The sequence below is a fragment of the Roseateles amylovorans genome (assembly GCF_025398155.2).
GTDB lineage: Bacteria > Pseudomonadota > Gammaproteobacteria > Burkholderiales > Burkholderiaceae_C > Roseateles > Roseateles amylovorans.
In genome coordinates this window covers 389,631-411,872 of record NZ_CP104562.2, presented here as the reverse complement: position 1 = coordinate 411,872, position 22,242 = coordinate 389,631, and the positions used below count along the sequence as shown (strand labels likewise).

18 protein-coding genes are annotated in these 22,242 nt (G+C 69.2%); 11 read left to right on the top strand and 7 right to left on the bottom strand.

Features of this window, described 5'->3' with window-relative positions; genetic code table 11:
* Positions 1-4: 4 nt before the first annotated feature.
* From N4261_RS01800 to N4261_RS01780, 5 genes are all read right to left on the bottom strand, one after another.
* A complete protein-coding gene (locus N4261_RS01800; RefSeq protein WP_435531995.1) occupies positions 5-880 on the bottom strand; it encodes an ABC transporter ATP-binding protein in 876 nt (291 codons plus the stop codon).
* Positions 877-1,989, bottom strand: coding sequence for an ABC transporter ATP-binding protein (locus N4261_RS01795; RefSeq protein ID WP_261758530.1), 1,113 nt, complete (start codon positions 1,987-1,989; stop codon positions 877-879). Before N4261_RS01795 ends, N4261_RS01800 begins: the two co-directional genes overlap by 4 nt.
* Entirely contained in the window at positions 1,986-2,795 is an 810-nt protein-coding gene (locus N4261_RS01790) for an ABC transporter permease (protein ID WP_261758529.1), read from the bottom strand. Before N4261_RS01790 ends, N4261_RS01795 begins: the two co-directional genes overlap by 4 nt.
* Positions 2,796-2,877: 82 nt before the next feature.
* Complete coding sequence (locus N4261_RS01785; protein ID WP_261758528.1) at positions 2,878-3,855, bottom strand: ABC transporter permease; 978 nt, start codon at positions 3,853-3,855, stop codon at positions 2,878-2,880.
* A gap of 191 nt (positions 3,856-4,046) precedes the next feature.
* On the bottom strand, positions 4,047-5,393 hold the full coding sequence (locus N4261_RS01780; protein WP_261758527.1) for an MATE family efflux transporter: 1,347 nt from the start codon (positions 5,391-5,393) through the stop codon (positions 4,047-4,049).
* A 362-nt stretch (positions 5,394-5,755) separates the two neighbouring features.
* On the opposite strand from N4261_RS01780, the gene N4261_RS01775 reads away from it, so the two are divergent.
* Entirely contained in the window at positions 5,756-6,142 is a 387-nt protein-coding gene (locus N4261_RS01775) for a VOC family protein (protein WP_261758526.1), read from the top strand.
* A gap of 60 nt (positions 6,143-6,202) precedes the next feature.
* Here N4261_RS01775 and N4261_RS01770 read toward each other — a convergent pair whose 3' ends face one another.
* Complete coding sequence (locus N4261_RS01770; RefSeq protein ID WP_261758525.1) at positions 6,203-6,481, bottom strand: hypothetical protein; 279 nt, start codon at positions 6,479-6,481, stop codon at positions 6,203-6,205.
* Between the two features lie 163 nt (positions 6,482-6,644).
* Entirely contained in the window at positions 6,645-7,877 is a 1,233-nt protein-coding gene (locus tag N4261_RS01765; RefSeq protein WP_261758524.1) for a phospholipase A, read from the bottom strand.
* Between the two features lie 376 nt (positions 7,878-8,253).
* On the opposite strand from N4261_RS01765, the gene N4261_RS01760 reads away from it, so the two are divergent.
* The 10 genes from N4261_RS01760 to N4261_RS01715 all read left to right on the top strand — a co-directional run bounded on the left by N4261_RS01760 (position 8,254) and on the right by N4261_RS01715 (position 22,235).
* The gene (locus tag N4261_RS01760) at positions 8,254-9,099 is read left to right on the top strand and encodes a phosphodiester glycosidase family protein (protein WP_261758523.1); all 846 of its coding nucleotides are present in this window, start codon (positions 8,254-8,256) and stop codon (positions 9,097-9,099) included.
* Complete coding sequence (locus tag N4261_RS01755; protein WP_261758522.1) at positions 9,096-10,628, top strand: hypothetical protein; 1,533 nt, start codon at positions 9,096-9,098, stop codon at positions 10,626-10,628. Before N4261_RS01760 ends, N4261_RS01755 begins: the two co-directional genes overlap by 4 nt.
* Before the next feature lie 134 nt (positions 10,629-10,762).
* The gene (locus N4261_RS01750; RefSeq protein ID WP_261758521.1) at positions 10,763-11,656 is read left to right on the top strand and encodes an N-acetylmuramic acid 6-phosphate etherase; all 894 of its coding nucleotides are present in this window, start codon (positions 10,763-10,765) and stop codon (positions 11,654-11,656) included.
* A gap of 77 nt (positions 11,657-11,733) precedes the next feature.
* Positions 11,734-13,113 carry an MFS transporter gene (locus N4261_RS01745; RefSeq protein ID WP_261758520.1) on the top strand — a complete coding sequence of 460 codons (1,380 nt, stop codon included), beginning with the start codon at positions 11,734-11,736 and terminating at the stop codon, positions 13,111-13,113.
* Positions 13,110-14,288, top strand: a complete 1,179-nt coding sequence (locus tag N4261_RS01740; protein ID WP_261758519.1) for an acyltransferase family protein — start codon at positions 13,110-13,112, stop codon at positions 14,286-14,288. The genes N4261_RS01745 and N4261_RS01740 overlap by 4 nt, the downstream gene beginning before the upstream one ends.
* A 97-nt stretch (positions 14,289-14,385) precedes the next feature.
* Entirely contained in the window at positions 14,386-15,927 is a 1,542-nt protein-coding gene (locus N4261_RS01735) for a glycoside hydrolase family 10-like protein (protein WP_261758518.1), read from the top strand.
* Positions 15,928-16,571: 644 nt separating this feature from the next.
* A complete protein-coding gene (locus N4261_RS01730; RefSeq protein WP_261758517.1) occupies positions 16,572-19,016 on the top strand; it encodes a TonB-dependent receptor in 2,445 nt (814 codons plus the stop codon).
* 189 nt (positions 19,017-19,205) lie between these two features.
* The gene (locus N4261_RS01725; RefSeq protein ID WP_261758516.1) at positions 19,206-20,279 is read left to right on the top strand and encodes an N-acetylglucosamine kinase; all 1,074 of its coding nucleotides are present in this window, start codon (positions 19,206-19,208) and stop codon (positions 20,277-20,279) included.
* Positions 20,276-21,118 carry an N-acetylmuramoyl-L-alanine amidase gene (locus tag N4261_RS01720; RefSeq protein ID WP_261758515.1) on the top strand — a complete coding sequence of 281 codons (843 nt, stop codon included), beginning with the start codon at positions 20,276-20,278 and terminating at the stop codon, positions 21,116-21,118. The genes N4261_RS01725 and N4261_RS01720 overlap by 4 nt, the downstream gene beginning before the upstream one ends.
* 106 nt (positions 21,119-21,224) lie before the next feature.
* Entirely contained in the window at positions 21,225-22,235 is a 1,011-nt protein-coding gene (locus tag N4261_RS01715; protein ID WP_261758514.1) for an ABC transporter permease subunit, read from the top strand.
* Positions 22,236-22,242: the final 7 nt, after the last annotated feature.

Below are 22,242 nucleotides of genomic sequence, written 5' to 3'. Positions count from 1 at the left end.
CGGATCATGCCAAAGCCGCCAGCAGCGAACGGGTGTAGGGATGCTGCGGTTCGCCCAGCACCTGCGCGGTGGCGCCCTGCTCCAGCACCGCACCGTCGCGCAGCACCAGCGCTTGATCGCAGAGCACCTCCACCGCCGCCAGGTCATGACTCACCAGCACCAGGCTGATGCCCTCGCGTTGTTGCAGGTCGCGCAGCAGCGACAGAATCTGCGCCTGCACCGACACATCGAGGGCCGACAGCGGCTCGTCCGCCACGATCAGGCGCGGCTTCGTGGTCAGCGCCCGGGCAATGGCCAGTCGCTGCCGCTGCCCGCCGGAGAACTGGTGCGGGAAACGCATCGCCGCATCGATCTCCATCCCGACCGCCGCCAGCACCTCCGCCAGCCGCTGCTGGCGTTGGGCCTCGCCCATCGACAAGGCGTCCAGCGGCTCCATCACACTGCGCCCCACGCGCCAGCGCGGGTCGAGCGAGCCGTAGGGATCCTGGAACACCATCTGCACCTGCGCCCGCAGCGCACGCCGTTCCTTCGCGGACAGTGCCTGCACCGCCAGGCCCGACCAGCGCACCTCGCCGGCCGACGGTCGCTCCAGGCCCATCACCAGCCGGGCCAGCGTGCTCTTGCCGGCGCCGGATTCACCGATCACCCCGAGGGACTCGCCCGGCTGCAGCCGGAAGCTGACGTCGCGCAGCACCGAGCGCCCGGCATAGCGCTGGCCCAACCCCTGCACCTCGATCAACGCCGGGGTCGACATGACGGGCGGATGCGGCCGCTCCGGCGAGCCCGCAGGGCTGGTGGCGGACTGCGCAGCCGGGTCGTGGTCGTGGTCGTGGCTCGCGGCATCGGGGGATGTCGTCGATGGCGTCATCGGTCCCGTCATCCCGCCACCTCCCAGCAGGCGAGCTGACCGTTCCAGACCGGCGCTTGCGCCACGCAGCGCGGCTGCACCAGGGGACAACGGGGGGCGAACGGACAGCCCGGGCCGAGCTGATCGAGCGCCGGCACGTTGCCGGGCAAGGGATGCAGTGGCTGGTCCCGACCGGCCCCCAGCCGCGGGCGGGCGGCCCAGAGTGCCTGGGTGTAGGGATGGCGAGGCTGCGCAAGCAGCGCGGCCGCCGGGCCTTGCTCCATCAGCCGACCGCCGTAGAGGATGCCCAGGCGGCGCACCCGGCGCGCGGTGAGTGCCAAGTCATGCGAGATCAGCAACAGCCCCATGCCACGCTCGGCCACCAGTGCTTGAAGCAGGTCCAGCACCTGCAGACGCAGGCGCGCATCGAGCGCGGTGGTGGGTTCGTCGGCGATCAGCAGCGCGGGCTCGGCGGCCAATGCCATCGCGATCAAGGCGCGCTGACGTTGCCCGCCGGACAGCTCATGCGGATAGGCGCGCGCCTGGCGTTCGTCCAGGCCCACCCGGTCCAGCAGCGACAGCGCACGCTGGCGCGCGGTGTCGCGATCGGGCGCCAGGCCATGCAGCCGGATCGGCTCCATCACCTGCGCCAGCACCCGCTGCAGCGGATTAAGCGCCGTCAGCGGTTCCTGGAACACCATGGCCAGACGACGACCGCGGACCGCGCACCAGCCCGCCTCATCCAACGACCGCAGCGACTGCCCCTGCAGGTCGATCTCGCCGCTCACCGCCGCGCCATCGGGCAGCAGGCCCATCAGGGCGAGCGCGGTCAGCGTCTTGCCGCTGCCGGATTCGCCGATCAGCGCCAGGCTGTCGCCGGCCTCCAGGTCCAGATCCACGCCGCGCAAGGCATGCAGCCGGGTGCCGCCGCGGCCCGGCAGCCAGACCTGCAGATCGCGCACCCGCAACAGCGGCGCTGCCGCCGTCATCGTCGGTGGTGTCGGCGGGAGGCCCGCACGGGCGACGGCAGGTGCGGACGCACCGGCGGGCGTCGCAGCGGCGGGCGGACGGGCGAACGGATGGGCGGTCGTATTGGCGGTCAGATTCGCGGGCTGATCGGCCCTGTCACGGGCATCGGTCATCGCGGCTGCTCCTTGGGATCGAGTCGATCGCGCAGGCCATCCCCGAGCAGGTTAAGGCCCAGCACCGCGAGGGTGATGGCCACACCGGGCGCGATGGCCAGCTGCGGCGCCTCGAACATCAGGGTTTGGGCCTCGGCCAGCAAGCGGCCCCAACTCGCCTGCGGCGGTTGCGTCCCCAGCCCGAGGTAGGAGAGTCCCGCCTCCGCCAGGATCGCCAGCGCGAAATGGGTGGTGCCCTGCACGATCAGCAGCGGCATCAGTTGCGGCAGCACATGGCGCACCGTGATCGACAGCGGTCCCTGCCCCGCCACCCGGGCTGCCAGCACGAAGTCGCGCGCCCACCAGCTCTTGGCGCTGCCATTGACCAGCCGCGCGAAGGACGGCACTGCATGCAGCCCGATCGCGACCATCGCGATCGTCATGCCCGGCCCGAGCGCCGCCGCCAGCAAGATGGCCAGCAGCAATGCCGGGAAGGCATAACCCAGGTCCGCCGCGCGCAGGATCACGGCCTCGGTCCAGCCCCGACGGGCGGCGGCCAAAAGGCCCAGCATCGTTCCGCCGACCAGGCCCAGTCCGACCGCCACCAGGCCGACCAGCCAGGCGCTGCGGGCGCCGGCCATCAGGCGGCTCAGCACATCCCGTCCCAACTGGTCGCAACCGAGCCAGTGTGCGGCGCTGGCGGGCGCGAGGCGGCGGGACATGTCGATCGCTTCGGGCGGCCACGGCGTCCAGGCCAGTGACAGCAGTGCCACCGCCAACAGCGCACCGGTGAGCACCGCGCCGATCCAGAATCCGGTGCGTTTCATGCGGACAGCCTCCTGCGCCACGGACGAAGACAGGGCATCGGAACGCGGGGAGGCGCCCACCGGCGGCGGGCTTTCGGGCCGCTCATTCGCGGGTCCGCGTGCGCAGCCGCGGGTCGATCCAGCCGTGCAACAGGTCCACGACGACGTTGATGATCAGCACCAGCGCGGCCAGCAGCATCACCCCGTTGCGCACCACGATCAGGTCGCGGTTGGCAATCGCCTGGGCCATCAGGCGCCCCAGGCCCGGCAGGGTGAAGACGTTCTCGATCACGATGGTGCCCGCCAGCAGGTTGGCGAATTGAAGACCGCCCAGCGTGAGCAGCGGCAGCGCCGCATGACGCAGCCCGTGGCGCCACAGCGCGCCTCGACGCGTCAGCCCCTTGGCGCGGGCGCTGCGCATGAAGTCCTCGCGGGAGATGTCCAGCAATGCCGACCGCGCGACCCGCGCCAGGATGGCCGCCTGCACCAGGGCCAGCGACACCGCCGGGAGCAGCAAGGCCCGCAGCCCCGGCCACAGGCCGCCGCCCAGGTCCTCGCGCCAGCCGGGAAAGCCACCGGCATCCACCCATTGCAGCTTCACCGCAAACAGCATCACCAGCAGCATGCCGAACCAGAAGCTCGGCAGCGCCAGGCCGAGCTGCGTCAGTCCCATCACCAGGTGGTCGCCCGCGCGGCCCTGCTGGCTGGCGGCCCACCAGCCGGCCGCCAGCGCCACCAGCACCGCCATGCCCATGGCCAGCAGCGCCAGCGGCAGCGTCACCGCCAGACGTTCGGCGATCAGATCGCTCACCGGGGCACCGTAGGCATACGACAGCCCCAGGTCCCCGCGCGCCAAGCCGGCCAGCCAGGCGCCATAGCGCTGCCAGGCCGGTTGGTCCAGGCCCAATTGACGCGCCAGGGCCGCCACCGCCTCGGGCGGCGCCTCCGGACCCATGATGAGCTGGGCGGCATTGCCGGGCAGCCAGTCCAGCGCCGCAAAGATCAGCGCGGAAGCGGCCAGCAGGGTCAGCAGCAGCAAGCCCAGGCGCTTGAAGAGATAGGCCATAGCGGGCGCGATCATAGAGGGCGGACCGGCCGGGCGCGGCGGAGCGACGCCGGGCGGTTCCGTCGCGATCAGGCCGCAGCCAGGCAGCCATCAGGCCAGCGTCAAGTCACCATCGAATCGCCATCGGGTCGACAGCCAGTCGACATCCAGAAGCAGGGACGCCGCCGTCGCGTCGCCCCCAGGCCGACCTTGTCCGGCGTCGAGACTCAGGCCGCGTGGGCGGCGCGACGCAGCCGACGGTGCACCGCGCGGGCTTGCGGCACCCAGCCCAGGCGCGCCCAACGGCGCCACATGAGCAGGCCGCGGATCCATTCATCCGCCGCGTAGGCGATCCAGACGCCGACCAGGCCCAGGCCCAATACCTCGCCCAGCAGCCAACTGCCGCCGGCCAGCACCACCAGCATCGAGCCCGCCCCCACCATCACCGGATAGCGCGCATCGCCGGCCGCACGCAGCGCGTTGATCACCACCAGGTTGAAGGTGCGGCCCGGCTCCAGGATGACGGTCAGGCCCATCAGCACGACGGCGGTGCTGATGATGGTCGGATCCTGGGTGAACATCCGCAGCAACCAGGGCGAGGCCAGCGCGGCCAGACCGGCCACGACGACGCTGATGGCCAGGCCGCGTCCGAGCGCCTTGCGCACCAGCCGATGCGCCTCATGCAATTGCCCGGCGCCGATCAGATGGCCCACCACGATCTCCGCCGCGAAACCGGTGGCCAGGCCGGGCAGCAGCACGAAATACATCAGCTGCGAGGTGTAGCTGTGGGCCGCCAGTGCGGAGGCGCCCAGATGACCGGCCACGGCAATGCTCACCATGTAGGCGAGTCGGTAGGCAATGTTCTCCGCCGCACCGGGCAGACCGATGTGCAGCACGCCGGCCAGTTCCGCCTTCGGCAGTCGCCACCAGTCGCTGCGGTGCGGGCGCAGGCCGAGGCGCTCCTTCCACAGCCACAGGTGCAGGCCCAGACCCAGGCTGCGGCTGAGCGCCAACGCCACCGCAAAGCCGGGCAGGCCCAGGTGCGGCATCAGCAGCAGGGACAGCGTCAGCTGGGCGATCTGCATCACCACCAGCACCATCAAGGTGTCGCGGCTGCGCAGATGAGCGCGCATCACGCTGGCCATCGACGCATTCCAGGCATCCAGCATCAAGGCCGGCGCCAGGGCCATCAGGAACGGCTGGGACAGCGGCAGCACGCTGTCCGGTGCATTCATCAAACGCAGCAACGGCCCGGCGAACACCACCGCCATCACCGCCGTGATGCCGCCCAGCCAGCTGCTGGCGCCGAGCGCCGCCCGGGCGGTCGCATCGGCCACCGCACGCCGCCCGCTGCCCAGCGCCTGGGTGATCACCACGCTGATGCCCGCCCCGATGATCCGGAACAGGATGAACAGCGTGGCGGCCAGTTGGTTGGCCAGGGCGAAGGCGGCGCCGGCCGGATCGGAGATCCGGGCCGCCAGCATGGTGCCGATCACCCCGACGGCAATGCCCAGGCACAGCTCCAGGAACAGCGGCCAGGCCAGGGCGAAGAGGCGGGGGGTCGGGGAGGACATGAAGGCGGGGGCAGTGGCGGGAGGGGCGCGTTCAGGCGAAAACGCGGGGCGTCGCGGCGGGCGGCCGCAGGGCAGTGGGTGGAAGGCAGTCAGTGGCTCGGCGCGCGCATGCAGACCCAGAAGGGCTCGGTTCCCGGCCCGGCCCAGCGGATCCGCGATGGAAGGCGGCGCGATTGTCGCGTCGCCCGTCATCCTGATCGGTAACCGGACGGAACTCTTTCCACTCGGGGCGACGCTTGTGACGGAATGCGCGCGGCCTGCGGTTCACTACACTGCCCCGGCACACGTTCCCGACCCCGACCGGCTCACGGCAACGGGCGCTTGGCGGACGACCGTCTCCAGCCTGTCACAGGACACCGACCATGGCTTTCGAGGTTGAACAAACCATCCCGATCCTGCGCATCTTCGACGTGGCCAAGGCCCGCGAGTTCTATCTGGACTACCTGGGCTGCACCGTGGATTGGGAGCATCGTTTTGATGACGGCATGCCGCTGTACCTGCAGGTCTCACGCGGCACGATGTGCCTGCATCTGACCGAGCACCACGGCGATGCCACCCCGGGCTCCGCCGTGCTGCTGCAGGTGCGCGATGTCGACGCGCTGCATGCGGAACTCCAGGCCAAGAACTACCGGTTTCTCAACCCTTCGGTGGAGATCGCGCCCTGGAATGCCAAGCTGCTGACCCTGCTCGATCCCTTCGGCAACCGCCTGAGGTTCAACGAATCGCTGGACGATCCGGACGAGGATTGAGCCGCTCAGCACCCGGGCGCGCGATGGGATGAGGCTTCAGGCGTCAGGCTGCCAGGGCGGTCAGGCATCAGGACGATCGGTGCCGGACGTCGGACGCGACAGCTCCCCGCGCAGGAAGGCGCGGCGCTCCTCCAGGCTGGCGGGGCGCAGGTCCAGCAGTTCGGCGCGGGGGCCGTAGAGCTCCTCCAGCTCTTCCAGCATCAACGCCCGCATCGCCTCCGCCCCGAGCACGGGGGGAAGCGCGCGGAACCATTGACGGGCGCGACCGTCCAGGCGGTAATCCACCACCCAGAGCACGCAGCCGTCCGGCCCGACGTTGCTTTTGGAAACATCCGACATCCGCCCAGCCTAGTGCGGCTGTCGCCGGAGCGCCATCCGGCGGCGCCCGATGGATGCGCCATATTCATCGAAAGGCGTTGAAACCGCTGTCAGGCCGCCACGGCGCATTCCCCCGAGTCGCGGGGGAAACCTTGACCGGCCGTGACATTGGCCACAGCACGGCTCAACGCCATTCGATGACCGACACGCCCAGCCCGATCCGGGTTTCGCGGAAGTTGTAGTCGATCAGGCTTTCGCCATAACCATGGAACAGCTGCGCATAGCCGTGCAGACCGGCGCCGATCGGGAAGGCCCATTCCAGTTGCGCCGATCCGCGGGATCGGTCGCCCGAGCGCAGGCTGTGCCGGCCCTGCAGGGTCACGACATGCTGGCCCCATTTCTGGGTGACCAGCAGTTCGCCCCGACCCATGTAGTCCTTGATGCCGGGGTTGTCGTCGGTCCCATCTTCGATGCGCCACCAGGGCCGCAGGCTGACGGTGGTTTCGCCCCGTTCCAGGTTGAGTTCGCCAATCACCCGGTTCCAGCTGCGCGACAGCGGCTGGGCCCGTCCGTTGGACTGGTGGTTGAAGCTCACGCTGGCCATGCGGGCCTTCCATCCGAACGGCAGGCCCACATCCATGCCGTGGGTCAGGATCACCTCCGGCTCATAGTTGGTCTCGCGGAAGGGGCGCGAGCTGCGGCCGTTGTAGACCTGCCAGCGCGAGCTCTGGGTGTAGGCGCCCCAGACGGCGAAGGTGCCGAAGTCATCCATCGACCAGATCTTGGACTTGAGGCTGACCTGGAACTTGGCTTCGTTCTTGTCCAGGTCCAGCGCATTCACCACGCCGTTGTCCGGCGACTCGGAGCCCCGCGGATCGCGATTGGCCCGGGAGGTCCACGAGACCGGCAACAGGTACACCGGCTTGTAGGGACGTGGCAGGAACGCGGGGAGTTGGTCGCGACAGGTCAGTTCCCAGCGCTCGGAAAGGGTCGAGCCCAGATAGCTGCGAGCGCTGCCGGCGGCCTCGGGCAGTCGGCTGCACGGATCCTCCGGCGCGCTGGCCGCCGCTGCGGGCACTGGCGCGGCGGTCAGGCGACGGGCGGTGCCGTCCGTCGGGACGGCGGGGCGGGCCGCGGAGGTACTGGCCGGGGGCGCCGGATCGGCCGGGCGGCTGTGCATGCGGTCATAGCAGCTCAGGCGCGCGGCGGGATCGTCGATGCGGGTGCAGTCCCCCGGCCCACCGGGCGGGAGGATGCTGGACTGCGCACGGGCGGCCGAGGGCAGTCCCAGCACCGAGACCAGCGCCAGCGCAGCGCCGCACAGCGGCAGGGTCGGCAGGGTCGGCAAGAAGAGGCTCGACAGGAGAGGTCGCGCGCCGACGGCTGCAGCGGGCGAATGGCGGGTCAACAACGTCACGGAATCTCCTGAAAGGCCGAGGCCGGTTCAAAGGGCTCGACCGGTGCACTCAGCGGCGCAACGCGGTCGGCATGATCGGCGCCCTCCGGCGGTGACGGTCCGTTCCGTCACACCGGGGTGCAGGCCTTGCAACAACGACATCGCCGTCGCACAGCCAACCAATCGACGCGCTTCGACGGCAATCGACGTGCCAGGGATGGCCCGTGAACGGTCACCGAGACACGGACAACGAGCGACGAGCGACGAGAAGCGAACGGCGATGAGCGCGCCCGTCCCTAGAATGAAACGGATGCAGAGGAACGGGCTTTTCACAGGGCGCTGGCACGGCGGCAGGGTCTCCCGAGCCGGCGAGACGCTCAGGCGCGGCGCAGCCGCGTTGCTGGCGACGCTGCTGTTGGCCGGCTGCGCGCATCGCCTGGCCGAGCGGGCGCCGGATCGCCCCATCTCCTCGCCCGACGGCCTGTCCGCCATCGCCGCGGGCGACGACACGCCGCACTGGCGCCGCGTTGCCGATGAGCCGGGTCTGCTGTATGAGCGCGATGACCGACGTGCGGGTCAGGTCTTGCATTGGCTGCGGCTGGATCTGCACGATTCCCGATTGACCCTGAGCCTCACCGCGCCGGATGAACGCGGTCGACCGCTGGATGGCTTCGACGGCGCAACCGAGGCCTTGGCGGTGGTCAACGCTTCCTTCTTCGACCGGTCGTTCACGCCGCGCGGCTGGACGGTGTCGGCCGGTCAAGCCTGGGCGCCGGTGCTGTCGGCTGCCACCAGTCCGATGATGGCGTGCGACCCGCAACCCCGCTGCGTCATCGCCCTACAGGCCCGGGACGCGCCGCCCGCAGGGACCTGGACGGCGGTGGCCGGTACACCCTGGCTGATCCGCGACGGACAGCCCCGGCGGGCCGAGGACGACCTCGGTTGCTCGTTCTGCGCCGCCACCCATCCGCGCACCGCGCTCGGGCTGGATGCCGACGGACGCTATCTGACGCTGGTGCTGGCCGAGGGCCGCCGCGGCGAGGTGGCCGGGCTGCGCCTGGCCGAACTCGCGGCCTTGATGGCCGCCCGCGGCGTGCATCAGGCCTTCAACCTGGACGGCGGCGGCAGCAGCAGCCTGTTGATCGAAGGCCATGCGACGATGGGCCGCCCCTTCAACGAACCCGCGCTGCGCCGGCTGGCCAATGCGCTGATCATCCGACGGTTGAAAGACATCGCGCCATGACCCCTGCCTCGACCGCCGCCTCGTCGGCCCTGCTCTGCACCGGCGGCATCTCGCTGCGGCACACGACCCTGGGCACGCCCTGCTCCGGGTCGTTCTCCGGGTCGTTCTCCGGGACCTTCGCCGGGTCCGTCGCCGGGTCCGTCGCCCAATCGCCTGCCGGCCTAGCTCGACGGCCTCACCCCGCGCGATGGGCGACCTGGCTGGTGCCCGTGCTGCTGGCCGCCTGCGCGCAAGTCCCGACCCCACGCCCGAGCACGCCGCCGCCGGCGGCGGCGGGCGAGTTCAGTCCTGCGGCGCTGCAGGCGTTGCGCCCCGCGCAGTTCCGATCGACGGTGGGCAGCGCTGCCCAGGCCCAGGAACGGCTGGAGAGCGAGCGCTTGCGCCTGCGCGGCGCGGTGGCCGCGGCGCTGGTCTCGCCGCGCGACAGCGCAGTGCTGCGCGAGTTGGCGCAAGGCCTGACGATTGCCGCGCACTACAACATCGAAATCGATGTTGCCCGCCCGGCCTTGCTGGCGGCCTTGCCCACGCTGGACAGCCAGCCGGCGGACGTTCAGCGTCCGCTGTTGAGCGCCGCTTACACCCTCTATCCCCAGGACGCCGCGCCGCTGCTGCGGCCGTTGCTGCCGCGTTTGTCGACACCGCGTGAGTTCGCCATCGCCGCCTACACGCTGATGCAGACCCGCCAGCCCGCCGACCTGGCGCTGATCCAATCCCAGTTGAGCGCGCGCGATCCGGCCGAGCCGCGGTTGCGTGCGCTGTCCCAGGCCTTGGCCACGGCGCAGGGCGTGCCGATGGCGCAGCGACCGCCGCTGGCCGACCTGCTGGCGGTGCGCCCGGGCTATCCGGTGGTGTTCAGCTTCCAGCGCCCCGGTCGTCAGCAGATGGGCCTGGCCCTGGTGCGTCAGGCGGATGGCCGTTTCGTGCGGCGGGCCGATGGCGGGCTGTTCAACATCCCTCAGTTGGCGCTCTCGCGCAGCGGACTGCCGGGCACGATCACCCTGGGCAACACGCCGCAGGGCCTGTTCACCGTGCAGGGCGCCGGGCGCGCGGCCAGCAACATCTGGATCGGACCGACGCCCTATCTGCACACCAAGGTGCCGGTGGAAGCGACCGTGGCGGAATTCGAGCAACGCGCCCCCGGTGCCAACGAACCCGCCTGGACGCCGGACCGCTACCGCGCCCTGCTGCCGGCGTCATGGCGCAGCTATGCGCCGATGCAGGAGGCCTGGCTGGCCGGCCAGGCGGGACGCGACGAGATGCTGCTGCACGGCAGCACCATCGATCCTCGCTACTACCTGGGCAGCGCCTATTTCCCGGGCACCCCGTCCGCCGGCTGCGTGGTGGCGATGGAGTACTGGGACCGCGATGGCACGATGGTCCACAGCGACCAGCTCGCGCTGCTGCGGGCCTTCACCGCGCAGGGCCAGGACCGCGGCTACTTCGTGCTGCTGGAACTGGATCCGGCCACGGCGCCGGTCAGTCTGGCCGAAGTGATCCACGCCGTGCTGGACGCCGAAGCCCGCCTGTAGGGTGCCGATGATTGCGACGGCATCACCCGCGGTTATGGCGACGGCGCGGGCATTCATTGGCAAGCCCCACCCCCTGCCACTAGAGTAGGCCGCACACCGATGGTCGGCGCGCGGGCGCCGCATCGCGGCGCGCCATGCTCAACATCCTCAACACCGAAACCCCCAGCCTGCAGCATCCGGACCTGGACCTGTACGACAGTGCGCGGCTGATGCAGGCGCTGGTGGAGGACCAGTTGGCGGCAATCGACGCGGTCCGCGCGGCCGCGCCGGCGCTGGCGGCCGCAGTGGATGCGGCATTGCCGCGGATCGCTGCCGGCGGGCGGCTGCTGTATGCCGGTGCGGGCACCTCGGGCCGGCTCGGTGTGCTGGACAGCGTGGAGCTGGGACCGACCTTCTCCTGGCCCCGCGAACGCGCGGTGGCGGTGATGGCCGGTGGCGACGGCGCGATGTTCGTGGCCGTGGAAGGCGCGGAAGATGACGAGACCCAGGGCGGCCTCGACCTCACGGCGCAGCACCCGGGACCGAACGATGTGCTGCTCGCGCTCGCGGCCTCGGGCCACACGCCCTATGTCCTCGGTGCCTTGGCGGCGGCGCATGCGGCGGGCAGTCTCACACTCGGACTGGCCAACAATCCGGGCGCTGCCGTCCTGACCGCCTGCGACCATCCCATCCTGCTCGACACCGGCGCCGAGATCATCTCCGGCAGCACCCGGCTGAAGGCCGGCACCGCCCAGAAGATCGCGCTGAACAGCTTCTCCAGCGCGCTGATGGTGCGGCTGAACAAGGTCTACGGCAACCTGATGGTGGACATGAAGGCCACCAATGCCAAGCTGGTTCGGCGCGCCGTGGCGCTGACCCGTCGCGCCGCAGGTGTGGATGAGGCGCGCGCCGTGGCGGCCTTGTCGCAATGCGATTTCAGTGTGAAGACGGCCATCGTGATGCTGCTCAAGCAACTTCCGGCGGCCGACGCCACGCAGTTGCTTACCCAACACCAGGGCAGCGTGCGACGCGCGCTGGCGGCTCACTGACGGCCGGCAGGTCCAGTCCGTTTCCCGTTGCCGGTGACCTGTTTCCAGTGCCCCGTTTCCAACGACACTTGGGGCCCATGCAAGCCGCGCCTTCGCCCTCCTCGTCGTCCAAGTCCCCGCCCTCGCCTCACCCGGCGTCCGCCAGCCAGGACGCCGGCTCCGCCGCAGCAACGCGCGACAGGGCCGAGGCCGGGTCCCGCAGTGCCTGGGGCTGGGTGCCGCCGCTGTACTTCGCCCAGGGCCTGCCCTATGTGGTGGTGATGACGCTCTCGGTCATCCTGTACAAGAACCTCGAGGTCTCCAACACCGACATCGCGCTCTACACCAGTTGGCTGTATCTGCCCTGGGTCATCAAGCCGCTGTGGTCGCCGCTGGTGGAGTTGATGGGCACCAAGCGGCTGTGGATCGTGGTGCTGCAGTTCGTGGTGGGGGCGTCGCTGGCGATGGTGGCCCTGACGTTGCCAATGGACCGCTTCTTCCAGCTCTCGCTGGCGGTGTTCTGGCTGATGGCCTTCGCCTCCGCCTCGCACGACATCGCCGCGGACGGCTTCTATCTGCTGGCCCTGGAGCAGCATCAGCAGGCCGCGTTCGTGGGCGTGCGCTCGACCTTCTACCGACTGGCCAACATCGGCGGCCAGGGCGGCCTGGTGTGGCTGGCCGGCGAGCTGCGCGAGCGCGGGGACAGCTGGGTCACCGCCTGGCAAGGGGTGATGGCGGTGCTGGCGGGGATCTTTCTGCTGCTGGCGGCCTACCACGCGTGGCGACTGCCCACGCCCGCCATCGACCGACCGGCGGCGCCCGGTGAGCGCCACTGGAAGACCTTCTTCACCATCTTTGCGGACTTCTTCCGCAAGCCCGAGATCGCCGTGATCATCGGCTTCCTGCTGCTGTACCGCTTCCCCGAAGCGCAACTGCTCAAGCTGGCCACGCCGTTCCTGCTCGACCCGGTGAGCGCCGGCGGCCTGGGATTGACCAACAAGGAGGTCGGGCTGGCCTACGGCACCGTGGGCCTGACCGCGCTGACCTTGGGCGGTCTGCTGGGCGGCTGGATCATTTCCCGCGTCGGCTTGAAGCAGGCGCTGTGGCCGCTGGTGCTGGCCATGCACCTGCCCAATGTGGTGTTCCTGGCCATGGCCTGGGCCCATCCGGGAAGCCTGGCGGTGATCTGCGGCGCGCTGGCGATCGAGCAGTTCGGCTACGGCCTGGGCTTCACCGCCTATCTGATGGTGATGATCCTGGTCGCCGACGGTCCCCACAAGACCGCCCATTACGCCCTGTGCACCGGTTTCATGGCGCTGGGCATGATGCTGCCGGGCATGTGGAGCGGCTGGCTCCAGGATCAGCTGGGCTATCTGCACTTCTTCGGCTGGGTGCTGATCGCCACGGTGCCGTCGCTGGTCATGACCGCGCTGATCCGGGTGCCGGAGGGCTTTGGTCGCAAGGCGCCGGCGGCATGACGACGCGGGTGCCGCCTTCCGGACGTGACGCAGGCGCGGCGGCCGCCGGGCGGCTGGTGTCGCTGGATGCATTCCGGGGCTTCACCATCGCGGCGATGCTGCTGGTCAACAACCCGGGCGACTGGTCGGCACTCTTCGCGCCCCTGGCCCATGCCGCCTGGCATGGCTGGACCTTCACCGACTGGATCTTTCCGTTCTTCGTCTTCAGCAGCGGCATCTCGATGAGCTTCAGCCTGGCGCGACGCGCGCAGGCGGCCGATCGGCCCGCCATGCTGCGGCATCTGTGGCGCCGCGGGGTGCTGATCATCGGCGTCGGCCTGCTGCTGAATCTTTTCCCCTTCTTCCAGTTCGAGACCGTCCGCATCCCCGGGGTGCTGCAGCGTCTGGGCTTGCTCACCGTCCTGGCGGCGCCGATCGCGTTGTGGTGTGGATGGCGGGCCCAACTGGTCTGGGCGGTGGCGCTGATGGGGCTCTACACCGCGCTGCAGACGCTCGTGCCGGTGCCCGATGCGGCGGGAGTGTGGCATCGCGGGTCGCTGGCGCCGGGTGAGGATGTGGGCGCCTGGCTGGACCGGCAACTGCTCGGCGGCCATCTGTGGGCCCACAGCAAGACCTGGGATCCCGAAGGCCTGCTGGGGACCCTGCCCGCGCTGGCCGGGCAGATCGCCGGTCTGCTGGCGGGGCGATGGCTGGCGCTGCGGGGGCGCGATCCGGCGGAAAAGGCGATGGGCTTCATGGTCGTCGGACTGGCCTGCCTGTGGGCGGCGCAGGTGCTGGACGCCTGGTCCCTGCCGATCAACAAGAGCCTGTGGACACCGGCCTTCGTGCTGATGAGCACCGGCTGGGGCAGCCTGGTGTTTGGCGTCTTCTACTGGCTGCTGGATGCCTCGCCGCTGCCGCGCCTGCGGGCGGCGATGGCGCGTCGGGCGCAGCCGTTGGTGGTCTTCGGCATGAATGCGCTGTTCCTGTTCACGCTGTCCGGCGTGCTGGCGCGGCTGCTGGGTCTGGTGAAGATGGCCGACGGCCGCACGCTCAAGGCCTGGCTGTTTGCGCCGCTGGCCGCGCTGCCGGTCGATCCGCGGTTGGCCTCGCTGCTGTTTGCGGTCGGCTTTGTGGCGGTGATGTACCTGATCGCCTGGCTGATGTTTCGGCGAGGCTGGTTCGTCAAATTGTGAGGTGAGATCTGTCAGACTCGGCGTGCCTTGAGCGGCTTGGCCAGGCATTGAGACCCACCCCCTGCGCCCACAGCGGCGCGCGAGAACCCTCCGTTCGATGCAACGACGACTGCTGATGACCGCGGCACTGGCCGCACCGCTGGGCCTGGGTCTGCCGGGCTGTTCCTCCTGGCGCGAGGTGGCCCCGTCGCCTGCGGTCTTGGTGCCGGGAAGCAACGGCGCGCTGGACCTTCCGCCGCCCCCGCCGCGCGAGTTCCGCGCGGCCTGGGTGGCCACCGTCGCCAACATCGACTGGCCCAGCCGCAAGGGCTTGAGCGATGCGCAGCAGATCGCCGAGATCCGTGCCTTGCTGGACAGCGCCCAGGCGCTGCGACTCAATGCGATCGTTCTGCAGGTGCGCACCAGTGCGGATGCGCTGTACCGGTCCACGCTGGAACCCTGGAGCGAATACCTCACCGGGGTACAGGGCCAGGCGCCCGGCTACGACCCGCTGGCGGTCTGGCTGACGGAAGCGCACGCGCGCGGACTGGAGCTGCATGCCTGGATCAATCCGTACCGGGCGCGACAGAGCGGCGCCAAGTCGGCCGCTGCGGCCAACCACCTCAGCCGCACCCGCCCGGACTGGGTCAAGCGCTATGGCGACCAGCTCTGGATCGATCCTGGCGAGCCGGAGGCGGCGCAGCACACCCTGGCGATCTGCCGCGACCTGCTGAGCCGGTATGCGATCGACGGGCTGCACATCGACGATTACTTCTATCCCTATCCGGTGCCGGATCCGGCGCTTCGCTCGCAGGAGCTGGACTTCCCCGACGATCCCAGCTGGCAGCGTTACCTGGCGCAGGGCGGCACGCTGGATCGCGCCAACTGGCGGCGGGACAACGTCGATCGGCTGGTCGAGCGGCTGTATGCGCTGGTGCGGGAGGTCCGACCGACGGCTCGACTGGGCATCAGTCCCTTCGGCCTGCCGCGGCCGGACCTGCGCCCGGCGGGCATCGCCGGCTTCTCGCAGTTCGACAAGCTGTATGCGAACGTCGAGCGCTGGATGGCCATGGGCTGGCTGGACTACCTGGCGCCGCAGCTGTACTGGCCGCGCGCCCAGGCGCCGCAGGCGTTCGAGCCGCTGATGCGGGCGTGGCAGGGGCTCAATCCGCAGCAGCGCCACCTCTGGCCCGGGTTGTTCACCAGCAAGGCGGGCAATGAGTCCGATGGCTGGCCCGCGGACGAGATCCCGGCGCAGATCGAGCTGACCCGGGTGGCCCCGGGGACCGGCGGCCATCTGCACTTCAGCATGGTGGCGCTGCAGCAGAACCGTCGCGGACTGGCCGACCGCTTGCGTGAAGGCGTCTATGCGCAGCCTGCGCTGCCGCCGGAGACGCCCTGGCTGAGCGCGCCGTCCTGCGGTGCGGTGCATCTGCTGCGGGCGACGGATGGCAGCATCAAGCTCACGACCCAGGATGGCGCAGCGCCGCGCGGCTATGCCCTGTGGCAGCGCACCGTGCACCGCGGCGAGGCGGCCTGGCGATTTGAGGCGGTGCCGCCCCACGGCCTGTGGACCCCGGTTCAGCCCGGCGACCGGCTGGTGGTGTCCGCCCTCAACACGCTGCAGCAGGAAGGGCCGCGCGCGGTGTTTGTGATGTGATGCAGCCGCGCTGAAAGATGAATGAAATCTGAATGCGCGAGCGGCACGAAGCCGTCACAAACTGTCGATTCCGCGCAACGTCCCCCTTTATCTAGGGGCGGTTCTCAACCTCCGTGGAAACCCGAACCGAGGGCTGTGAGCACGGCCATTCGTGCCCTCTGGCGTGCCCTCTGAAAAGCCGGCCAGCGCGCAGCCTTCGACCCACTCGAATGCAGGCTTCGCCCCTGTCATTCCTTGTCACAAACCTACAACATCCCGCATTGAGACTCCGGCACGTGACTGACCCGGCGACTCGCGGACGACCGTGAAGCTGGGTGATCACGGGTCGATCTGGACGGACACATGTCCCGGCGCGGCGGTTCTGCCCGCATTGCTGGTGTTTGTGCTGACTGGTAGGCTTTTTGCTTGAGATCAGAAAAGAGGCCGCACAGACGGCCTCTTCGTCGGTAAGAGGTGGCTGATTCGATAAGGCCGGCGGTCCGTGTTCGCGGGCCGCAAAAGGCGGCGCAAAACGTTTGCGGGGTGGGAAAACCCGGAGCGTGGCGACCGTCTCGTGCCAGCGGAGGGGTGGGATGCCTTCCATTGCAGCCGCGGATTCGGTGGGTTTCTTTTCAATTCGGTTCGTCGCACAGGAGCGCAAGAAAATGAGTCAGAAGAAGAGTTGGTCGGGATTCGGCAAAACGGCGTTGGCAGCCGCTGCCGCCATGGTCGTGGCCATGCCTGCGATGGCGCAGGAAGCCAAGAAGGCGGACACGTCGGCCGACGAGGGCGCGCCCCGTGCGAAGGAAGATGCGGTTCGTCTGGGCACGATCACCATCGTGGGCAGCGGCGCCAAGCTGGGCGTGGGCCAGATGCTGAACGAAGATGCGGCCAAGGCGCGCAGCACGGTCACCCGTGAAGCCACCGAGAAGGATCGATCCACCGGCAACCCGTTCCAGGCCATCGCACTCCTGCCAGGTGTGAACACCTTCAACTACGACGGCACCGGCTTGTTCGGCGGCGGTTTGACGGTGCGCGGCTTCGGTGCCGACCAGATGGGCTTCACCGTCAACGGCGTGCCGGTCAACGACTCTGGCAACTTCGCTGTGTACCCGCAGGAATATGCGGACCAGGAAAACCTCTGCACCCAGTCGCTGACCCAGGGCAGCCCGGATTCGGAGTCGCCCCATGCCGGCGCCACCGGCGGCAACATCACCGTCAACTCCTGCGACCCCGAAGACAAGCGCCGCGTCCGCGTCAGTCAGACGCTGGGCGAATTGAGCCTCACACGCAGCTTCATCCGCTACGACACCGGCCGCTTCTTCGACAACAAGGCCAAGGTGTTCCTGAGCTATTCGCACAGCCAGGCCGACAAGTGGAAGGGCAAAGGCGAGGCCAAGAAGGACCACGTGGACGCCGCCTTCCGCCTGGACCTCGATCAGGACAACGTGATCCTGGGCTCCGTGCTCTACAACCGCGCCATCAACAACAACATCAACAGCCTGAGCGTCGCGCAGCTCAACCAGTTCGGCTACAACTACGACTACTCGACCACCTTCCCTGGCCACCGTCCCGGCGTGAACGGCACGGCCCAGAACGAAGGCACTGGCTGGGCCCCCTCGCCGGCCTACTACAAGCTGGCCAACAACCCCTTCGAGAACGCGATCGTCTCGGTCTCGGGTTCCTTCAAGCTGGCCGACAAGGTCCAGCTGAAGATCCAGCCCTACCTCTGGTACGGCTTCGGCAATGGTGGTGTGCAGCAGACCACGCTGTCCGAATCGGCCTTCATGAACAAGGCCGCACACACCAACAACCTCAGGGTGGACCTGAACGGTGACGGAGACACGCTCGACACCATCATCGTTGGACGCGCCAGCGTCACCAAGACCTACCGCCCGGGCATCACCACTGAAATCACCGCCCAGTTCGGCGACCACAGCGTGCGCGCTGGCGTCTGGTACGAGCGCGCTCGTCACCGTCAGACCCAACCCGCAGTGACCGTCGACAACGCGGGCAACCTGGCATCGGTCTGGCTGGACAGCGGCAACATCACCCGCCCGGATGGCACGTTGTATCAAGGCCGTGACTGGTACTCGGTAAGCACCGCCTATCAGGCGTATATCACTGACAACTGGACCTTCGCCGATGACCGCGGCCTGCTGACTGTCGGCCTGCGTACGCCGCATGTCACCCGCGACGTCACGAACTTCGCGAACGAGTCCTTCTCCTACGATTACCGCATCAAGAAGGACTACAACGAACTGCTGCCGCAACTCGGCCTGCGCTTCATGCTGGACGCCTCGCAGCAGGTCTTCCTGAATGTGGCTAAGAACTTCCGCGCGCCGCCCAACTACGCTTACGCGAACTCGACCAGCACCACGAACGTCGGTCTCGATGCCAATGGCCAGGTCAAGCTGCTCAACGAGCTCACGCCCGAAACCGCCATCATGACGGACCTCGGCTACCGCTATCAGTCTCGAGCCATCTCGTTGTCGGCCACGCTGTTCAACTCGGACTACAAGAATCGTCAAGCGACGGCCTTTGATCCCGTTAACAACGTGTCGTCCAACATCAACGCCGGCCGGGTGAACAACCGCGGCCTGGAGCTGGAACTGGGCACCGGTGTGTTCAAGGGCTTCTCGGCCTACGGCTCGTTCACCGCCCAGAAGAGCAAATCCAAGGACGACCTGACCGTGGGCAGGGCCGCGACCGGCACCACCACCGGCGTCACGCTGCCGACGTCGGGCAAGGACTATGTGCTGACCCCGAAGACGATGATCGGCATGTCGGTTCAGTATGAGTACGGCACCTTCTACGGCCGCCTGAAAGTCAAGCGCACCGGCACCCAGTACGCCACGCTGATCAATGACGAACAAGTGCCGGCCTACTGGGTCGCAGACTTCGACGCAGGCTACAACTTCGGCAAGGTGAGCTACGCAGACAACGTGGTGCTGCGCTTCAACGTCAGCAACATCGGCAACGCCCGCTACCGTAACCCGACGGGTTCCAACACCAATGCGGCTGCGTTCAACGGTTCGCGTTCCAACACGATCTTCTACTACCTCGGCGCCCCGCGTTTCGCCTCGGTCAGCCTGAGCGCCGACTTCTAAAACGACAGCGTCCATGGGTGACCTCGGTCGCCCTGGCAGCCACGAACCGCGCCGGTCTCCGGCGCGGTTTTTTTTCGTCGGTCGACGGCGCCATCCATGAGCCCGGCTCATACCCTGCCCGCGCATTGACAATGGCAGGCCGGCCAGACGCCCCGTAAGCTGGCGCGCGCCCACCGTCCCTCGACCGCCATGCGCCCGACGACCCACGCCGATTCCCCGCCGCCCGACGCTGCCGCCGCCCGCGCCTCAGGCACCGGCGCGCCTGCCGCATTCGGCAGCAGCGGCGCGGCCACGCTCGGGTTGGGCCTGGATGCCGGCGGCACCCAGACCCGCTGGGTGCTGGCGGATGTGCAGGGACAGCCCCTGGCGCGCGGCCACGTGCCCGGCTTCAGCGCCCTGCTGCTGGACACCAGCGCCGGCCGGGTCGCGCTGGCCCAGACGCTGCAGTCGCTCGCCACTGCGGTGGTCGACGCCGCAGGGCCCGGGCGGCTTCGGGCTCTGCACGCCGGCATCACCGGCCTGGGTGAACCGGATGGCCCCGCCGGTCGGCAATTGCGTGCCCTGCTGGCGCAGCATCTGGGACTCGCCCCCACACAGATCCGCTGCGACAGCGACATCGCTGCCGCCTGGCACGCGCTGTTCAAGCCCGGCGAAGGCTATCTGGTCTATGCCGGCACCGGTGCCATCGCCGCATTCATCGACGCGGACGGCACCCTGCACCGCGCCGGCGGCCGCGGCCCCATGATCGGCGACGAAGGCGGTGGCCAATGGATCGCCCGCGAGGCGCTGGCGCTGATCTGGCGGCGAGAGGACGAGGCCCCCGGCGCTTGGTCCCACTCCCGGCTCGCCCGCCATCTCTTTCACGAACTGGGCGGATCGGACTGGGCCATCAGCCGCGCTTTTCTGTATGGCGGTGATGCGGCGGCGCGACGCGGCAGCATCGGCCAACTGGCCCTGGCCGTGGCCCGCGCAGCGCATGAACACGATGCCGACGCGCTGGCGCTGCTCCACCGCGCCGGCCGAGAACTCGCCCGATTGCCACTGGCACTGGTGGCCCGGCTGGGCATGAAACCCGTCATCGCCGCCGGACGTGTGCTGCAATTGCATCCGGCCATCGAATCCGGACTCCGCGCCGCCCTGCCGCAAGACCTGCCCCTCACCGTCCAGCAACCCGACACCGCCTGGGCCGCCGCCATCCGGGCGGCCGGTTCGGCCGGTGTGGACAGCCCCTCGACCGACGCCCCGTCAGACGCCCGCCCATGAAGACCCCCCTGCTCGCCCTCGCCTCCGCCCTGCTGCTGGCCGCCTGCGGCACCCCGCTGCGACAGATCGACCGCACCCATGTCTCGGAGAACCAGGACAGTCGCGTGCAGTACCTGATCCTCCACTACACCGTGATCGACTTCGACCGATCGCTCAAGGTGCTGACCACCGGCGGCAAGGTCTCGGCCCACTACCTGGTGCGCGACAACCCGCCGCAGACCTACCAGTTGGTGGATGAGAACCGCCGCTCCTGGCATGCCGGCGTCAGCTACTGGGCGGGCGCGACGAATCTGAACGCCGCCTCCATCGGCATCGAGATCGTCAACGCCGGCTTCACCGACACCCCGGCCGGCCGCGTCTATGCGCCCTTCCCGCAGAAGCAGATCGACGAGGTCATCGCCCTGACCAAGGAGATCGTCGCCCGGCACAACATCCGCCCCGACCGCATCCTCGGCCACAACGACATCGCCCCGGGCCGCAAGCAGGATCCGGGTCCGGCCTTCCCCTGGAAGCAACTGGCCGACGCCGGCCTGATCCCCTGGCCCGATCCCGCCCAGGTCGAGATCAAGCAGGCGATCTACCAGATCGCTCCGCCGCCGGACCTGCTCTGGTTCCAGGAACGGCTCGCCCGGATCGGCTACCAGACCCCGCAGACCGGGCTGCTGGATGTGGCCACCCGCGAGGTGCTCAGCACCTTCCAGATGAAGTACCGGCCGTCGGACATCCTCGGCGAACCGGATGCGCAGACCGCCGCCTTGCTGGACGTGATCACCACGCCCGGCGGCATGATCACCGCCACGCCGGCACCCGCCGCGTCGGCCCAGCGCTCGCCGTACTGATGCGGCCCACCCATCCGCCGATCACACGTCGCGTTCCGCGCCGACGGGCGTCGCCCCGCGCTGGCGCGATCGATCGGCGTGGGTCTTCGTTCCCGGGCTGTCTGCCTTGCTGAACTTCCTGCTTCGACGACTCGCGACCCTGCTGCCCACGCTGCTGGGCGTGACGCTGGTCGCCTTCGGTCTGATCCGGCTGGTGCCGGGCGATCCGATCGCCATCATGATGGGCGAGCGCGCGCTGGACGACGCCACCCATGCCCGGCTGATGCATGAGCTGGGCCTGGATCAGCCACTGTGGCGGCAATACCTGGACTATGTCGGTGGCCTGCTGCACGGCGATCTGGGCCAATCGCTGGTCTCGCATGAGCCAGTGGCGCATGAGTTCGCCGCGCTGTTCCCGGCCACCGCAGAGCTGGCGCTGGCCGCATTGCTCATGGCCACCGTCATCGGCCTGGCGCTGGGGACCGGCGCGGCACTGCGTCGCGGCTCGCTGCTGGACCAGGGGGTGATGGGGGTGGCCACCGTCGGCTATTCGATGCCGGTGTTCTGGTGGGGGTTGATCCTGATCATGACCTTCTCGGTGGGACTGGGCTGGACGCCGGTGTCCGGCCGGGTCGCGGTGGAATACGACATCCAGCGGGTCACCGGCTTCATGCTGATCGACGCCGCCCTGCATGACGAGCCCGGCGCGTGGGTGTCCGCCCTGCGCCATCTGCTGCTGCCCGCGCTGGTGCTGGGCACCAGCACCAGCGCGGTGATTGCGCGCATGACCCGCTCCAGCCTGCTCGAAGTGCTGCGCGAGGACTACATGCGCAGCGCCCGCGCGCGCGGACTGTCGCCAGCGCGGGTGGTCGTGGTGCACGGCCTGCGCAATGCGCTGATTCCGGTCATCACCGTGATCGGGCTGAAGGTCGGCAGCCTGCTGGCTGGCGCGGTGCTGACCGAGACCATCTTCTCCTGGCCCGGCATCGGCAAATGGCTGATCGATGCGATCGCGCGGCGCGACTATCCGGTGGTGCAGGCCGGCATCCTGATCTCGGCCTGCACCTTCATTGCGGTCAACCTGGTGGTGGACCTGCTCTACGGCGTGGTCAACCCGCGCATCCGCCGACACGCCTGAGCATGAC

Excerpts from the sequence above, each read along its gene's own strand:
- N4261_RS01730 (WP_261758517.1), top strand. The coding sequence starts at position 16,572 with ATGAGTCAGAAGAAGAGTTGGTCGGGATTCGGCAAAACGGCGTTGGCA.
- N4261_RS01725 (WP_261758516.1), top strand. The coding sequence starts at position 19,206 with ATGCGCCCGACGACCCACGCCGATTCCCCGCCGCCCGACGCTGCCGCC.
- N4261_RS01790 (WP_261758529.1), bottom strand. The coding sequence starts at position 2,795 with ATGAAACGCACCGGATTCTGGATCGGCGCGGTGCTCACCGGTGCGCTG.
- N4261_RS01780 (WP_261758527.1), bottom strand. The coding sequence starts at position 5,393 with ATGTCCTCCCCGACCCCCCGCCTCTTCGCCCTGGCCTGGCCGCTGTTC.
- N4261_RS01775 (WP_261758526.1), top strand. The coding sequence starts at position 5,756 with ATGGCTTTCGAGGTTGAACAAACCATCCCGATCCTGCGCATCTTCGAC.
- N4261_RS01745 (WP_261758520.1), top strand. The coding sequence starts at position 11,734 with ATGCAAGCCGCGCCTTCGCCCTCCTCGTCGTCCAAGTCCCCGCCCTCG.
- N4261_RS01800 (WP_435531995.1), bottom strand. The coding sequence starts at position 880 with ATGACGGGACCGATGACGCCATCGACGACATCCCCCGATGCCGCGAGC.
- N4261_RS01755 (WP_261758522.1), top strand. The coding sequence starts at position 9,096 with ATGACCCCTGCCTCGACCGCCGCCTCGTCGGCCCTGCTCTGCACCGGC.
- N4261_RS01720 (WP_261758515.1), top strand. The coding sequence starts at position 20,276 with ATGAAGACCCCCCTGCTCGCCCTCGCCTCCGCCCTGCTGCTGGCCGCC.
- N4261_RS01740 (WP_261758519.1), top strand. The coding sequence starts at position 13,110 with ATGACGACGCGGGTGCCGCCTTCCGGACGTGACGCAGGCGCGGCGGCC.
- N4261_RS01795 (WP_261758530.1), bottom strand. The coding sequence starts at position 1,989 with ATGACCGATGCCCGTGACAGGGCCGATCAGCCCGCGAATCTGACCGCC.
- N4261_RS01770 (WP_261758525.1), bottom strand. The coding sequence starts at position 6,481 with ATGTCGGATGTTTCCAAAAGCAACGTCGGGCCGGACGGCTGCGTGCTC.
- N4261_RS01735 (WP_261758518.1), top strand. The coding sequence starts at position 14,386 with ATGCAACGACGACTGCTGATGACCGCGGCACTGGCCGCACCGCTGGGC.
- N4261_RS01750 (WP_261758521.1), top strand. The coding sequence starts at position 10,763 with ATGCTCAACATCCTCAACACCGAAACCCCCAGCCTGCAGCATCCGGAC.
- N4261_RS01785 (WP_261758528.1), bottom strand. The coding sequence starts at position 3,855 with ATGATCGCGCCCGCTATGGCCTATCTCTTCAAGCGCCTGGGCTTGCTG.